The following is a 14,794-nucleotide window of genomic DNA, read 5'->3' as shown; positions in this document are numbered from 1 at the left end:
CCCCCAAGTCTCCCCCCAGGACCACCCCACCTGGGGTGGAAGCCCCTCCATGGAGGACTATGAACTGCGGGAGTACCGCCCCGGCGACCCGCTGCGGGCCATCCACTGGAAACTCTCCTCCAAGCACGACAGTCTGGTGGTGCGGGAACCGGCCAAATACGGCCTGCCCCAGGCGGCAGTGACCTTGGATTTGTACGGGGACGGGGAGCGCCTGGACCGGGTGTTGGGCCGCCTGTGGACCGTCTCTCATGCCCTGCTGGAACAGGGCATGTCCCACACCATCCTCTGGCTGGACTCGGTGCGGGGGCAACAAGAGCTGGGAGTGGCCTCCCGCACCCAGCTGATGGCCGCCATGGCGGTGCTTCTTTCCCATCCCGCCCCGGCTCAGTCCCCGTCTGTTCCCCTGAATCTGTCCCGTCTGGGCCAAATACCCCGCCTGCACATCACCGCCGGAGAGGAGGATGCCCCATGAGCAACCCCCGCACACGTCCCGCTCCCACCCCCCTGTCCCTGTTGAGCGGGGGGCTGGTGCTGATGCTGCTGCTGGCCTCCATCCTCCGGTTTTCCCTGGTGGTCTACCAGCTCCCCGCCGCCTTTCCCTCCGTGGTGGGTCTGTGCCTGCTGTGGAGTGTGGTCTCCACGGTGATCTGGGCCCTGCCCCGCCACCGGGTGTGGGCGATGCTCCTGGTCTTGGTGGCCACCGGTGTGTTTGTGGTCTACAACCAATCTATCCTTCTCTACGGAGCCCGGGCCAGCTGGGCAGCTTTTTCCGACTTTTGGGATCAATACACCGTATTTTCCAGCCACTATGTGTTGACCCATCCCCTGCCTGAGCCCCAGCACTGGGCCGCGGTGCAGCTGTTTCTGGGGGTGGTACTGGCCCTGCTGGCCCTCCCCCTGGGCTGGGTCATTTTGCGCCTGCGCACAGTTTGGCTCACCTTTGTCCTTACCCTGCCCTGGCTGCTCCCCGCTTTTCTGGCCGAGGTGGATTTGGACTGGCCCTCCATGCTGGTCATCTGCGCCGGTTGGGCCTGTCTGCTGCTGTCCAACCTCACCGCCCGGGACAACCCCAGCGGGGGCGCCCGGGTGATGCTGGTGGCCCTGCCCGTCTCCTTGGCGCTCATTGGGGCGGTTCTTTTCCTCTTCCCCTTTCAGGACTACACCCAACCCGCCTGGGCCGCACACCTCCGGGAAGAGCTCAACCGCTTGGCGTTGCTGCCCGGGGAGAAGGAGGCCGAACCGGACAACTCCAACACCTTGGTCCGTCCCGGGGACAACTCCTACGCCACCGGATTTTTCTTCTCCTCTGCCGGTCCCCGGCACTACCTTGGCCGAAGCATCCTCCGGGTGTCCGCCTCCCGCCCCGGCCCCCTCTACCTGCGGGAGCGCATCTACCAAGACTATACGGGCTGGGCGTGGACGGGGGCGCAGACGGTGTCCACCGAGGATCTGACCCCTTATGACGGCGATGTGCCCCCTGCCACCGCCACCATCACCCGCCTGGACTCCCCCAACTCCGTTGCCTGCCTGCCCTACCAGACCGTACAGGTGGAAAACCTGCTGGTATCCCCAGATCAGCAAGTGTCCTTCCCCACTGCCCAACAACAGTACACCGTGGGCTACACCCCCTTGGAGGAGGAGCCCTCCCCCCTGATTATCACCTCTTTTGACCCAGCGCAAAATGACGCCTACCAGGCCTATTTGGAAGTGCCCGATGAGATCGCCGGCCAGCTTCTGACATGGTTCACCCAGGCTACAGAGGAGTTGGAGCAGAGCGGGGATTCCATACAAGCCACCGCCACCGGCGTGTACGCCTCCGAGCTCAACACCGCCTCCCTCATCGCCCAGCTGCTGGAGCGCAACGCCCAGTACGACCTGCTCACCCCCCGCACCCCCACCGATGAGGACTTTGTCACCTACTTTTTGGAGGAGAGCCACCGGGGCTACTGCGTCCACTTTGCCTCCGCCGCCACCCTGCTGCTGCGCACCCAGGGGATTCCCGCCCGGTATGTCAGCGGATACTCGGCGGATGTCCCCTCCACCTCTTATATCACAGCAGGGGTTGAATCTGTGTACGCCACCATGGTCATGGACTCCAACGCCCACGCCTGGGTGGAAATCTACCTGAATGGGTACGGCTGGTACCCCGTGGAGGTCACTCCCGCCACCACTACCAACCTTCCCCGGGACCCCACCCCCAGTTCCGCACCAGTAACTACTCCCACACCCACTGCTACTCCTGCGCCTACGGCAACCCCCACGCCCACCCCTGAGGTCACCACCCAGGGTCCGGAATGGGGCACCTTCTTAGCTCCTCTGGTGTGGCTGGTTCCCATTCTGGCCCTTGGGACCGCCCTGGGACTGGTGCGCCAAGTGCGACGCCGGAGCTGGAAGCGGATGCTCCACCAGCCGGACACCAACGCCGCTGTCTTGTGGGCCTACCGCTGGTTCGGACAGCTGGAGCGCTGGGGTGGTAAGGCAGGCGAAGAAACCGAGGCTCTGGCCCGGAAAGCCCGGTTTAGTCAGCACACTTTGACCCAAGAAGAGCGCAAGTTGGCCTTGGGCCAGTTCCAGACAGAGGTCTCCCGGCTACGCCATGCCGCCCCCTGGTGGAAACGTTTCTTGCTGGGGCTACTCTTCCCCGTTGGGGGAAAACATCACCCGTAATACCAACACCACCCCCCATGGAATCCGTGGATTCCATGGGGGGTGCTTTTCCCTACTCCTGTTTCCCCCAATTTACCACCGGTTTTCCGCCATGAAACTAGCTGGCCTGACAAACAAATTCGTTTCCCTACAATTCCTATTGAAGGAATAGATTTTCTGTGGTATAGTCCTGAATCGTATGGTTTAAGCCAACACCGAAATTACTTTAACTTCAGATGGAGGCTGCCATGAAGATCAGACGTAGAACATTGGCCAGCGGCACCCTGGTGCTCAGTGGTGTATTGGCCGCTTTTGGAGTGGAATTGTACAGCACTCTTCAAGCCCAGGCATCCGCCCCCGTGATGGATGTTCCCTTGAGTTCTTTGACCCCCACCGCCTCCCGCTGCCAGACCTTCCTGAAAGATCAGGACAGCGCTGGGAATCCCCTGACGTTGCTTCAGGATGGCCAGGAGGTGCGCTATGACACCGGGCTGCTCACCGTGCCCGCCTCCAATTCCTACGCCAGCCTCTATTTTATTGACATTCAAGAACACGGCTACCAGAGCTTCCAAGCCGACATCGGCCTCAATGCCACGGTAGGCAACACCGGCGGAGAGGTGGAGTTTAAAATCCTGGCTGACGGCCAACAAGTGTACTCCAGCGGCACCGTCACCCACTCCACCGAAGCCCAGCACGTCAACATCGACCTGACCCAGGTGGAGGTGCTGCAGCTGGTGGTGGACGCCAAGGGCTCCAACGCCAACGACATGGCCGTGTGGGCCAACGCCCACTTCACCAAGGCGGAAAACGCCCCCTATCTGGCCGTGGACGACCTGGAGTTCAACCAGAGCTGGCAGGTCACCCCGGAAAACATTCTGGAGTATGTCACCGCCAAGGACATGGAGGGCAACCTGAGCGTGGGCGGCAACTTCAAGCCCCGCCACTACAAATGGTTTGTCTTTGGCTCCCAGCAGTATGACAAGAGCCTGCTGCGCTACCCCTCCGTGTGGGTGGAGCTGAGCCAGGATGAGGTGCTGCTGCCCGCTGGCACCACCTACGACCTGTACTCCTACATCTCCGACTTCGGCAGCATCTTCAACCAGGACTTTGCCGTGGAGAACATCCAGCTCACCGTGGACAAGGTGGACCAGGAGGGCAACGTGGTAAAGGCCAACATCGGCAGTTTCCCCGCCTCCGGCTCCTCCAGCGATCTGGCCGCCGGTTACTACCGGGTCACCTATGCCATCGCCGACCAGGGCAAAACCAACGCCTCCAGCCTCACCGTCCGGGTCACCGGAGAAGAGGCCGACCAGAAGCACTTCCAGGACGTCACCTCCTCCACCGGCAACGCGGGCACCCAAGCCCCTCTGGGCCTGTGGGATGGCAGCGCCGAGAAGTGGTATGAAAACGGCATGTACATCAATGAGGCCGGCTCCATCACCTTCAACGTGGAGGGCCAGAACTACAAGTACCTCTCCTTTGATTTCGGCATCAAGAACTCCGTGCGGGCCAACACCGCCTGGGGCTCCAACGGCAAAGTAGCCGCCAAGGTGGCCATCACCACCACCGAGGGCACCCAGGTGATCTATGAGGGCGCCACCCTGGGCTGGTACACCAAGTACGAGCACATCTCCCTCCAGCTGCCCGACAACACCCTCTCCGTGACCATCTACTCCCTGAACAAGGGCGCTGGCAACAACCACGCCGGCATCGGCGGTCTCACCTTTTTCCGGGATTCCGGCCGGGTGGACACCATCCCCGAGGAAAATCCCCCCGCCCTGTCTGAGACCACCCTGGAGATTGCAGACACCGATGTCTTTGATATCTACACCGCTTTGCAGGGTGTGGACAGTGAGGATGGCACCTTTGCCCTCACTTCTGACAACTTTGTGGTGGACCCCCTGCCCCAGGCCGACGGCAAGTATGTTCCCGGCACCCACCAGCTCCACTACCAGCTCATCGACCGCCACGGCAACGTGACCACCGGTGTCATCACCATTGTGGTCACCGAGACCATCCCTGAGCCCGAGCCCTCTCCCGAGGTCACTCCCGAGCCCTCTCCCGAGGTCACTCCCGAGCCTTCCCCTGAGGTCACTCCTGAGCCCAGCCCCGAGCCCTCCACACCTGACCAAAGCGTGGTAGTGGACACCCATGGGGTGCAGAGCAATGTGACTCTGGGCAATGCCCAGGTGGTGTTCCATGGCGGCACGGTGGTGAAGGTGGAGAGCATCCTCAGCGGCACCATCTTTGACCGGGCAATGTCCGCGTTGAAGGATCAGGCCCATCAGCTGGCGGTGTTTGAGTTCACCGCCCTGCGGGACGGCGTGGCCGTGCAGCCCAGCGCACCGGTGCAGGTGGTGTTTGAGATTCCCTCCCACCTGTCCGCGGACCATCTGAAGCTGTTCTATGTGGCCCAGGACGGTTCCACCGAGGCAATTTCCATCACGGTGAACAAGAAGTCCAACACCGTCACCGCCAACCTGGACCACTTCAGCACTTACGTGCTGGCCGATGTCACCCCTGCCCAAGGCGGTGAGCAGGGTCCTGTCACCGGCGACTCCCACATGCTGCCCCTCTTTGTGGCCATGCTGGGCAGCGCCTCCCTGGCGCTGTGCGCTGTGGTGGTGGCCCGCAAGCGGGCGAAAGCTTGATAGATTAAAAAGCACCCCAAACCAAATGGTTTGGGGTGCTTTTTGTTAAAAGGATGTGTGATTTCCCACGTAGCAGGCGATGCCCGCGTCCAGATACAGGCTTTGCAACGCCTCCAGCTGCTCCATGGTCACGTCCCCGCCCTGGGCGTAGGCGTACTCCTTGCCCAACTGCTCCCACTTGGTCTGACCCAAGCGGTGGAATTTCAGCAAATTGATCTCCCACAGGTCGTTTTCCTTCATGAAGGCAATGAGGGCCCGGGCATTTTCCACGCTGTCGTTGTACCCGCCGATGGTGGGCTGGCGCAGCACCAGGCGGCCCGTCCAGCCGCTGGCCTTCAAGGCCCGGATGTTGGCCAAAATCTGCTCGTTGCCCACCCCAGTACCCGCTTTGTGGGCCTGGGTGTCCATGTTCTTGACGTCAATGAAGGCAAAGTCGATGTACTGCATCACATTCAAAAACACATCGGTGGGGAAGTATGCGCTGGTCTCAATGGCGGTGTGAATCTGCATCTGCTTACAGCCACGCAGCACCTCCAGCAAGAACTCGTGCTGGCCCATGGGGTCGCCGCCACTGAAGGTGACGCCGCCGTTGGTGCCCCAGTTGCTGAAGTCCCGGCGCAGGATGTCCAACAGCTGCCCGCTGGTGTACTCCTTGACGCACTGCTTCAGGGCGTTGTTGGGACAGATGGACACGCAGTCGAAGGTGGTGCAGGTGGCGCACTGGTGCCGGTCCAGAATGGGCGGGCCGTCCCCGGTGAGGGTGATGGCGTGGGCGGGGCAGGCGCTTTCACACACCTTGCACCCCTTATCCCACTTGCACACATTCACCGCATACATCAGGTGCTTGCCGCCAATCCAGCTCTCCGGGTTGGCGCACCACTGGCAGCGCAAGGGGCAGCCGGTCAAAAACACGGTGGTGCGGCATCCGGGTCCGTCATGGACGGAAAAGGACTGAATGTCGAAGATGTTTCCCTTGGCTGCCATGTTCTTACTCCTGGACAGCCTTATAGTGCTCGCAGCAGAAGGCCCCGCAGTTGGCGTAGGACCAGTTTTCCTTCTCAAAACCGGTGCAGGTGCCAATGCCGTGGTCGTCGGCACCCTGGAAGCAGGCGCAGTTGCCGCACTTGGGGGCGGCCTTGAACATGGGGCAGGCTTCGCTCCCCTCGCCGTCGATGGGGACAATCTGCTTGCTCAGGGCGCACATACCCTTTTCGCAGTCTAAGTTGATATAGTTTACACAATCTACGTGTTTCATGTCAAAGTCCTCCCTCTTATGCTTCCTCGTACTCGGTGCGGTAGATAACCTCATCCTGGATGGGCTTGCCGATCTCGCACCAGTACTGGGTAAAGCCAGCCACGCGCACCATCAGGTCGCGGTACTTCTCCGGCTCCTTCTGGGCGTCTCGCAGGGTGTCCGAGCTGACCACGTTGAACTGGACGTGGAAGCCGCCCTTTCGCATGTAAGTACGCACCAGCTCCAGCAGCTTGCGGGTACCCTGGACGCCCTGGACGGCGGAGGGGTGCAGCTTCAAGTTCATCTGGGCGTTCTGGTTCTGGGAGTGGTCGTAGACAGTAGCGGACTCAAACAGAGCATACACGCCGTTTTTGTCGGTGCCGGCGGCAGCAGACACAGAACCGTCAGAGTAGGTGGTGCCAGCCAGACGGCCATCGGCGGTGGCCAGGGTGATGAAGCCCTGGGGACCGTGGGTGGACACGGAGATCTGGCACAGGTACTCGGGCTTGCCGAAGAAGGACTCGATGGTGGGCAGGTAGTGCAGCAGGTACATGTGGTAGTCCCGCAGCAGGTTGTCGGCGTAGGGGTCGGCGTTGCCGTACTTGGGGGCGTTGATGCAGTCGGCGAAGATGGCGGCGTACTTGTCGGCCTGGTCGGTGCTCTCCCGGTAGTCGGGGGAGAACACGCCGGTGTCGTAGGCGGTGCGGAAGCCGAAGTTGTGGAGCATGGCGTCCGTCATCTCCTCCAGGGTGTACTTGTGATCGTCAAAGACGTTCTTCTTGATGGAAGCCAGGGAGTTGATGAAGGTGATGGTGCCGCAGGACTCGAAGTTGATGCAGGCGTTGTAGCGGGAGCCGCAGTTTCCGATGTGCTGGCCCTTGGTGAAGCAGTCGGGCTTCAGGAGGGAGTTCACCGCAGGCATGTTGTACTTGCGCCACACATCCATCTGGATGTTGTTGACCTTGTTGACAATGCGGTTGCTGATGTCCAGGTACTTCTTCCACAGGTCCACCAGCTTCTCGAAGGAGTCGATCTTCTCATTGTGGGGCGGGAAGACCTGCTTGCCGGTACGTTTGTCCAGACCGTTGGTGAGCACCAGCTCCAGCACCTTGGGCAGAGCGGTGAAGTGGATGCCGGTGCCGCAGGTGGGAGAGGCGCCGCCGGGGATCATGGTCACCTTGCCGTTGTACTCCAGGGGCTGGAAGCAGCCGGGTGCGGACTCCAGGCAGCCGCCCAGACACCAGGCCCGGGCGTCGTACAAGTCCATGCCCTCGGGGCCATACTGGCGGAGCATGAAGTTCATGCCCACTTGGTTGTTCATCCAGGCGGGGTAGCCCATGCCCAGCTTGGTGCAGGCCGCGGCCTTCATCAAAAAATCCTCGGGCATCTTCTCATCGTACAGGATGGACAGGGTGGGCTGGGGGGTCTGAGCCCGCATACCAGCCTCCACAATCAGGTACTCCAGAGGGGTGACGGCAGACAGACCATCGTAGTTCTGGCCGCCCAGGGACAGGTTGTTGAAGGTGTTGCCGGAGAGCACGCCGCCGGACACACCGGCAGAGGCAAAGCACTCAATGCAGGTGATTTTGATGCGGTACAGCTCCAGCAGCTCAATGACCTCTTCCTCGGTGGTGACACCCTCGGCGATGTCCTTTTCATAGAAGGGCTGGAGCACCTGGCCCAGACGTCCAATGGACTGGCCGGACTGGGGGTCCTCGTTGACCACGCCCAGGTGGAGACACAGGGTCATCTGCAGAGCCTCACGGAAGGTGGAGGGCTGCTTGTGGGCAATGTTGTGCATGACCTGGGCAATCTCCAGGTAGTTCTTTTTGTAGGCCTCGTCGGTCTCCCGGGAAGCCAGGTCCTCGGCCTTGCGGGCGTAGTTCTCGCACCACTGGCTCAGGCCCTTGACCACTTCCTTCATGGCGGCATAGTAGTAACCACGGCTCATGCCCAGAATGCCGTCGCCGTCGGCCTCTCCCATGGTCTCGGCCATGCGCTCCTCGCACATCTCAATGATGCGGTCAAAGCCGTACTGCAGAGGCACATAGTAGTTCATCACCTCACGGCCCTGGGGAATGGCGAAGGAGTCGAACATCACCAGCACGCTGTCCATGATGGACTTGAACTGGCCGTAACCGGGCAAAGTCTTGGCGTACTTATCCGAAATGTCCTCCACGGAAATGCCGTCCCAGTACTTGGACACCTTCACCAGCACGGGAATGTCCTCCTTGCGCATGCCGAACTTCTTGGCAATGGAGATGATCTCGCCGTAGCTCTCGGTGACGTTGCCGCCGCCCGCGCCCACCACACGCGGTTATACCAATAGGCGCTCTCCATATCTGCGGTCACTTTCAGCAGATAGTAGATGTCCATAATCCGCTGGAAACTCTCAGCAGCGGCAGGGATCTCCTGCTCCTGCACTTCTTTCATTTGCTCAGGGGTAATGCCACGGGCATTCAGGATCTCCTGAAGCTTGCTCTCGTTCGTCTGCAAAATCACCGACCTGCCTTTCTTACATATTGCAAGATATCATTATAGAAATTTGGCCGGTGGAGGACAGTGCAATTTGCACTCTATTGAGAATTTTCCCTTGTACAATTTTTTCCGTTGTGCTATGCTGTTTTCAACCATATGGAAAGGAATGTCCACGATATGAAGGATTCTGCCCAGAACTTCGATGTTTCAGAGATCAAAAAACTGGACATCTATCCCTATATCGCCCCTTTCTATGCTCAGGGGCGCATCCACCTGCGCCATGCCCAGGCGGGAGATTGCGTGGCCGATGCAGGAGGGGATGACTACCACATCGTGTACATCCTCCAGGGGCGCATGAAGGTGTTCAGCTTTGCCTACAACGGCCGTCGGCTGCTGCTGGACGAGGTGGAGAGCGGCTCCTTTTCCGGCCACATCAGCAAGCTGCGAGGGTATAACTTTGAGTCCACCATTGTGGCCCGCACCCCCTGCGTCTACCTGGAGTTTCCCGACCAGGTGTTCACCCAACTCATGGAGCATGGCGACTTCGCCCTGCGCTTCTACCAGGGCACCAGCCAGCGCACCTATCACATGTACCGCAAGATTCTCAGCCTGAATCTGTTCTCTCTGGAGGAAAACACCGCCTTTTATGCCGTCACCCACCAAAATCACATGGAGGGCATGACCCTGGACGACATCAGCGAGGAAATCGGCATCAGCCGCCGCACCCTGTGCTACATCATTCGGCGGTGGAAAGAGGCGGGGATTTTGGAAAAAGCCCCCCGGGGTTATCACATTCGGGATTTGGCCACTCTGGAGGACATGGCCCATAACATCCGGCAGTTTTATCAATCGGTGGGCCCGTAAAAAAGAGCTGTTTGCCTAACCCTTGGCAAACAGCTCTTTGATTTGCAGAATTGACCATTTTCTTCAAGATACCGCCAGACGGATTTTGGGGCGCGTCAACACCCAAGCGCATGCCAAGGCAAGGCCCACAGCCACGCCAAAAACCACTTGCGTAGAGGTGTATACGCCCACAAAAGACCAGATGGACCCGGCCAAGATCACCCCTAAGTCAATGCCATAGAGATACAAGCAACTGATCCTGGTCACCTGGTTGGGGCTGGCCTTTCGCATCAGGACGAAATAAAAGGCGGTCATAAACACCGCATTGGCCACCCCATATCCCACAGCGCCCACCGTATACCCCACAATGGTGGGCCACATTTGAATGGAAAGCACCCCGAGACTGTACAGGAAAAATGCCAGAATGAGCATGCGCGGAACCGGGATTCGTTGCCGTATATGGGGGAAGAAGTGGCGCACCACCAGACCGACTACGGCAGAACCCACGAAAAAGAAGGAGATGTCGCTGAGCGAGCCATTGCTCTTGGCATAAGCGGGCAAAACTGCGGTAAAGAAGTTGCCCAAAATCTGCGTCACCAACAGCAGCCCCACCAAAATCCCATACATCTTGCCAGACAGTGGATTCCCCTGGGGCTCATCTTGCTGCACGGCGGTATTGGACTGCTGCACCCAGCGGCTCCTTCCTGCCAGCAAAGCAGCGGTGAGAGCGCATCCGCCCACCAAGCCGCTGACTACACCAAACCCATAAGGCACTAAACATTGGTACACCCACAGCCCCACCGCAGGCCCCACCAAGGATGCCGCTGCACAGCTCAGGCCATAATCGCTGGCCTGTCGATCCTTGGAGGCTTGTGAAAACGTAAAAAAGAGAGGCGCCACCGACCCAGCCAGCCCAAACCCAAAGCCGTGCAGCACACGCACCGCAGACACCCACACGCTGCCCTGCATCCCGTTGTATGCAGCCATACACGCTAGGGTCAGGCCCATCCCCAAACACACGACCTTGTGCGGCGCTGCGGATTTCCCCTTAGTCAACAGCAGCGTGCGCGCCAGTAAGGCCCCGATGGAAAACAAGCTCAAATGCAGCCCCTGACCCAGCAACGAGCGGTCAATGTCCATAAAGCGCAGCCCCATCACGTACACCGTCAGCTGATGGGTCATGCTGATGCAAAACGTCATTCCCATCACGGAATACCGCAGATTTTGCCACGCTTTCACGAAAGCCCCCTCCACACTACGGTAGCCTCTACGCATCCACGCAACATCTCCCGCTCTCCCTTGGGCGCTTGCATCTGTTGGAGCAAGTACTTCTGGGCCAACTGGACAATTTGGGGAATGTTCATATCAATGGTGGGAAACGGCGGCTGGGTAAGCTGTGCCAACTCCGTATTTCCCGCTCCCGTCACTGCAAGTTCCTGTGGAACTTGTATTCCGTTGGCCTGGAGGTGCTGCTTGACCCCAAAGGCAATGCGATCTGATGCGCTAATAAACACCTGGGGCCGGTCCCGCAGGGCCAACACCTGCTGGCCCAAGGGGACGCCATATTCGGTGTGGGGCAGCGTTTCATAGTCCAGTTGAATCATCCACTCTTGACACACCGGGATGCCCCGTTCCTTCAGCACCTGTTCCACACTCTTTCGGCGCAGCTGAGTCATGGAGGAACTGTCCCCGGGAAACAGCGTCCCGATTCGTTGATACCCCGCCTCCACCACCTGCTCTGTCATCTGTCGGAAGGCCGCCTCATCATTGTGGACCACCCCGGAAACACCGGGCAGAGCACACGGGCCAATGGTGACCACCGGAGCAGGAAACTCCGTTGCCGCCTGGACCAGCTCTTGGGTGTCCGTCATAATCATCAGGATCATTCCATCCACCCCTCGGCCCTTCAAAGCCTGGATTTGCTGGAGCATGCGGGGTATGGAGCCCCCGTAGCGCAAGAGAATGGACTGATACCCGTTTCGCTCCATCCCCTCAATCAGTTTCTCCACAATATTGCGCACAACCTCCGAGTCCAAAGCAGGAAGCAAGATGCCCACCAGCTTGCTGCTGCCTGAGCGCAGTGCCTGCGCCCGGACATCTGGCACATACCCGGTCTTGCCAATGACCTCTTCCACTCGGGCTCTGGCCGCCTCACTGACGTACCCTCCGTGGAGTACCCGTGAAACCGTCATGCGGGAAACACCGGCCATTTTGGCAATATCGTTGATGGTCATCTCCAACCACATCCTTTTTCTCGTGAAACTATGTGTATTATATCCTCCCGTCTCTTTTTCCGTCAAGTAATGTCAATTTGTGTACTTTTCACAGATTTTCCGCCCGTTTTTCTCCGGCAGTCACAGGGGAATTGGGTTGCTTTTAGGTCCTTGGCATGGTAAGATATGCCCAGAACGTGTGAACGTTCACATTTTTGGCCGGATATGTGAACGTTCACATATCCGGCCCATTTCACAGACCTGTCAGGTCTGACCCTGTCAAGAGAAAACTGGAAGGGAGTATCACGATGAAAACCACACAATCTACCAAAAAAAGTTGTCGTTGGCTGGCTCTGGGTCTGGCTCTGTTCCTCCTGGGCGCCATCTTTGCCTCTCTCATCGAGCATCAGTTTGGCCGTGTTCCAGTGGAACATGTGTATTTCCAAGACCAAGCCGGTTACACCATCAGCGGATATCTCTATGTCCCGGACAACGCCACCCCGGACTCGCCTGCTCCTGCCATTGTCACCGCCCATGGCAACAACGGGTATTCTTCCGCGCTGGCTGCGTTCAACATTGAGCTGACCCGCCGGGGCTATGTGGTTCTGGCCCTGGAGATGGAAGGTCACGGCAAATCGGACTACGTCCCCGACGCGGAAGGGGACGGCAGTTACGGCGGAATTGCCGCAGCTGAATACTTAATGACCCTGGACTTTGTGGATGGGACCCAGCTGGGCGCAACCGGCCACTCCAAGGGCTCCAACGCCGCCATCGGCATGGCCAAGGCCTACCCCGATAACGTGAAGGCCATTCTGCTCAACGGATACATGAGCCCCTCCGTCACTGGCGGAGATTTGGATGCAGCAGTGACCCATACCAACATTGGCCTGAATATGTCCCGCTATGACGAGTGTGGCCAGGACCTTCTGCACCACACCATGGGTACCGAATGGAACTATGACTATCTTCACGGGGATGCTGCCGCAGCCCTGTTCGGGGAGATGTGGGGTGGCGCTGACATTGCCCAGTACGTCAACACCGGCGTGGGCAGTTGGGAAGACGGTACCATGCGCATTTTCTATACCCTGGAGGACTGCACCCACGTGACCACGGTGGACGATCCCAAAGCCCTTGAAAATGCCCTGAACTTCTTCCATTCCTCCATGCCCGCCCCTTCCTGGATTGATGCCACCAACCAGGTATGGATGCTGCGCTATGCAGGGGGTATCGTTCAGACCATTGGCTTTGTCATGGCCATCCTGGCTTTTGCCAGCCTGTTGATGTCCGCCCCCTTCTTCGCCCCCTTGACTGCCGAGAAAAGCGCCCCAACTCAGCAGCTTTCCGGCAAACGGGGCCCGGTTTACCGCGCCTTTTTCATCATTCTGTTTACCATCATCCCCGTCATTACCTTTGTACCCTGCTATGTGTACGGGGAGAATCAGGTCTCCCAATCCGCTCTGTTCCCCTTTAACCCCAGCGCTTTTGGCTACCTGATCTGGACCGTGGCCAACGCCGTGTTGATGCTGGTGGTCTTCCTGGTCTGGCACTTTGTGTATGGCAAAAAGCACGGGGGGAATCTGGAGGTTTACGGCCTCACCTTTGGCCGGGACAAGAAGGCTCTGGGGCAGTATCTGGCCAAAACCATTGTGTATGCCGTGGTGCTCATTGTGGTTTCCTTTGCCGCTCTTCGGCTGGTGGAAACGGTACTTCTGGTGGAAATGGCCACCCCCATTTCCTGTATCCGTACCTTCTCTCTGGACCGCATCGTGTACTTTGTGCAGTACTTCATCCCCTTCTTCCTCAGCTTCTTGTGCGGCTCCCTGGCCTTCTCCGCCATTTTGCGCAAGGACGATTCCACCGGTACCATTACAGGCAAACATATGCTCATCAACCAGCTGGTTGGCGTGCTCCAGGGCGTAGGCGGACTGACCGTCATGTACATCATTTGGAATGTGGTATATTTTGTGGCCATGAAACCCATGTTCCTGTACCGGGAAACCCCCTTTGTCATGGGTAACTCCGGCTTTATGTGTATCTGCTTCTCCCTGATTCCCATGTTTGGCATCAACAGCATCCTCTCCACCCACTTCAGCGTCAAGACCCGCCGCATTTGGGTGGGCGCCATTGTATGCGCCCTGTTCATTGTGTGGGTCACCTTTGCCGGGCAAAGCCTTGCTCTGCCCAGCACCCAGAGCGCCGTGGGCGCCCTGGCCAACTAACCAACGGGGATGCCGTGCTTTGCACGGCATCCCCGTTTTTTCTGTCATGTTGCAGGTTTCCCATGAAACAGCTCTTTTACGCCCACATAGAGCAATAATACCCCAAACAGGCGGCGCAGCAGTCCCACGTCCATATTCCCCGCCACAAAAGCGGCGGCCAGGGCCGCAGGAATGCCGGTGGCTACGCACAAAAGCACCCCCCGCCACGCCACCAGCCCCTTTTTGCTGTGGGCCATGAGGGCAGGCGGGGCGCAGGTGAGAAAGTACAGCAGGTTGATGCCCCCTGCCTGGTACTGCCCCACCCCCGCCACGGCGGTGAGGTAGAGCACCAGCAAGGTGCCGCCCCCCACGCCGCAGCCGCTGAGTACCCCGGTGGCCACCCCCACCAAAAAGCCCACTATATTCATAGCAGCAGCACCGCCCGTATCCCGCCATACAGCATGAGAAGGCCAAAGCCCCGGTGCAGCCAAGTCACCGGGATGCGGTCAAACACCCGCCCGGAGAGAACCC

Annotated in this window: 11 protein-coding genes; 5 read left to right on the top strand and 6 right to left on the bottom strand. The window is 59.2% G+C overall.

Annotated elements, in window-relative coordinates; all coding sequences use genetic code 11:
* The 3 genes from B5G37_RS13345 to B5G37_RS13335 form a co-directional block, all read left to right on the top strand.
* A partial coding sequence (locus B5G37_RS13345) for a DUF58 domain-containing protein (protein WP_143482959.1) occupies positions 1-472 on the top strand: 472 nt, incomplete at its 5' end.
* Entirely contained in the window at positions 469-2,667 is a 2,199-nt protein-coding gene (locus B5G37_RS13340) for a transglutaminase-like domain-containing protein (RefSeq protein ID WP_143482958.1), read from the top strand. The genes B5G37_RS13345 and B5G37_RS13340, both read left to right, overlap by 4 nt.
* Positions 2,668-2,894: 227 nt before the next feature.
* Positions 2,895-5,297, top strand: a complete 2,403-nt coding sequence (locus B5G37_RS13335) for an NPCBM/NEW2 domain-containing protein (protein ID WP_158099430.1) — start codon at positions 2,895-2,897, stop codon at positions 5,295-5,297.
* 45 nt (positions 5,298-5,342) lie between these two features.
* Here B5G37_RS13335 and hpdA read toward each other — a convergent pair whose 3' ends face one another.
* Genes hpdA through hpdB form a run of 3 tightly spaced genes read right to left on the bottom strand, consistent with a single transcriptional unit; the run spans position 5,343 to position 8,842 of the window.
* Complete coding sequence (hpdA, locus tag B5G37_RS13330) at positions 5,343-6,281, bottom strand: 4-hydroxyphenylacetate decarboxylase activase (protein ID WP_087258598.1); 939 nt, start codon at positions 6,279-6,281, stop codon at positions 5,343-5,345.
* A gap of 4 nt (positions 6,282-6,285) precedes the next feature.
* Positions 6,286-6,552, bottom strand: coding sequence for a 4-hydroxyphenylacetate decarboxylase small subunit (gene hpdC, locus B5G37_RS13325; RefSeq protein ID WP_087258595.1), 267 nt, complete (start codon positions 6,550-6,552; stop codon positions 6,286-6,288).
* 16 nt (positions 6,553-6,568) lie between these two features.
* Complete coding sequence (hpdB, locus tag B5G37_RS13320; protein ID WP_242962896.1) at positions 6,569-8,842, bottom strand: 4-hydroxyphenylacetate decarboxylase large subunit; 2,274 nt, start codon at positions 8,840-8,842, stop codon at positions 6,569-6,571.
* Positions 8,843-9,186: 344 nt separating this feature from the next.
* On the opposite strand from hpdB, the gene B5G37_RS13315 reads away from it, so the two are divergent.
* The gene (locus B5G37_RS13315) at positions 9,187-9,873 is read left to right on the top strand and encodes a Crp/Fnr family transcriptional regulator (protein WP_158099429.1); all 687 of its coding nucleotides are present in this window, start codon (positions 9,187-9,189) and stop codon (positions 9,871-9,873) included.
* 63 nt (positions 9,874-9,936) lie between these two features.
* Here B5G37_RS13315 and B5G37_RS13310 read toward each other — a convergent pair whose 3' ends face one another.
* Together B5G37_RS13310 and B5G37_RS13305 are read right to left on the bottom strand one after the other, a co-directional pair.
* Positions 9,937-11,091 carry an MFS transporter gene (locus B5G37_RS13310; RefSeq protein ID WP_087258589.1) on the bottom strand — a complete coding sequence of 385 codons (1,155 nt, stop codon included), beginning with the start codon at positions 11,089-11,091 and terminating at the stop codon, positions 9,937-9,939.
* The gene (locus B5G37_RS13305; protein ID WP_158099428.1) at positions 11,088-12,086 is read right to left on the bottom strand and encodes a LacI family DNA-binding transcriptional regulator; all 999 of its coding nucleotides are present in this window, start codon (positions 12,084-12,086) and stop codon (positions 11,088-11,090) included. Before B5G37_RS13305 ends, B5G37_RS13310 begins: the two co-directional genes overlap by 4 nt.
* Positions 12,087-12,373: 287 nt before the next feature.
* On the opposite strand from B5G37_RS13305, the gene B5G37_RS13300 reads away from it, so the two are divergent.
* A complete protein-coding gene (locus tag B5G37_RS13300; protein WP_087258583.1) occupies positions 12,374-14,284 on the top strand; it encodes an alpha/beta hydrolase in 1,911 nt (636 codons plus the stop codon).
* A gap of 44 nt (positions 14,285-14,328) precedes the next feature.
* Here B5G37_RS13300 and B5G37_RS13295 read toward each other — a convergent pair whose 3' ends face one another.
* Complete coding sequence (locus B5G37_RS13295; protein ID WP_087258581.1) at positions 14,329-14,691, bottom strand: sulfite exporter TauE/SafE family protein; 363 nt, start codon at positions 14,689-14,691, stop codon at positions 14,329-14,331.
* Positions 14,692-14,794: the final 103 nt, after the last annotated feature.

This window comes from Pseudoflavonifractor sp. An85 (genome assembly GCF_002161235.1).
In the GTDB taxonomy this organism is placed as follows: Bacteria; Bacillota; Clostridia; order Oscillospirales; family Oscillospiraceae; genus Enterenecus.
This window is presented reverse-complemented; position numbering and strand designations above follow the sequence as displayed.

Coding starts and splice junctions, on each gene's coding strand:
- B5G37_RS13340 (WP_143482958.1), top strand. CDS start 469: ATGAGCAACCCCCGCACACGTCCCGCTCCCACCCCCCTGTCCCTGTTG.
- B5G37_RS13335 (WP_158099430.1), top strand. CDS start 2,895: ATGAAGATCAGACGTAGAACATTGGCCAGCGGCACCCTGGTGCTCAGT.
- hpdA (WP_087258598.1), bottom strand. CDS start 6,281: ATGGCAGCCAAGGGAAACATCTTCGACATTCAGTCCTTTTCCGTCCAT.
- hpdC (WP_087258595.1), bottom strand. CDS start 6,552: ATGAAACACGTAGATTGTGTAAACTATATCAACTTAGACTGCGAAAAG.
- B5G37_RS13315 (WP_158099429.1), top strand. CDS start 9,187: ATGAAGGATTCTGCCCAGAACTTCGATGTTTCAGAGATCAAAAAACTG.
- B5G37_RS13305 (WP_158099428.1), bottom strand. CDS start 12,086: ATGACCATCAACGATATTGCCAAAATGGCCGGTGTTTCCCGCATGACG.
- B5G37_RS13300 (WP_087258583.1), top strand. CDS start 12,374: ATGAAAACCACACAATCTACCAAAAAAAGTTGTCGTTGGCTGGCTCTG.
- B5G37_RS13295 (WP_087258581.1), bottom strand. CDS start 14,691: ATGAATATAGTGGGCTTTTTGGTGGGGGTGGCCACCGGGGTACTCAGC.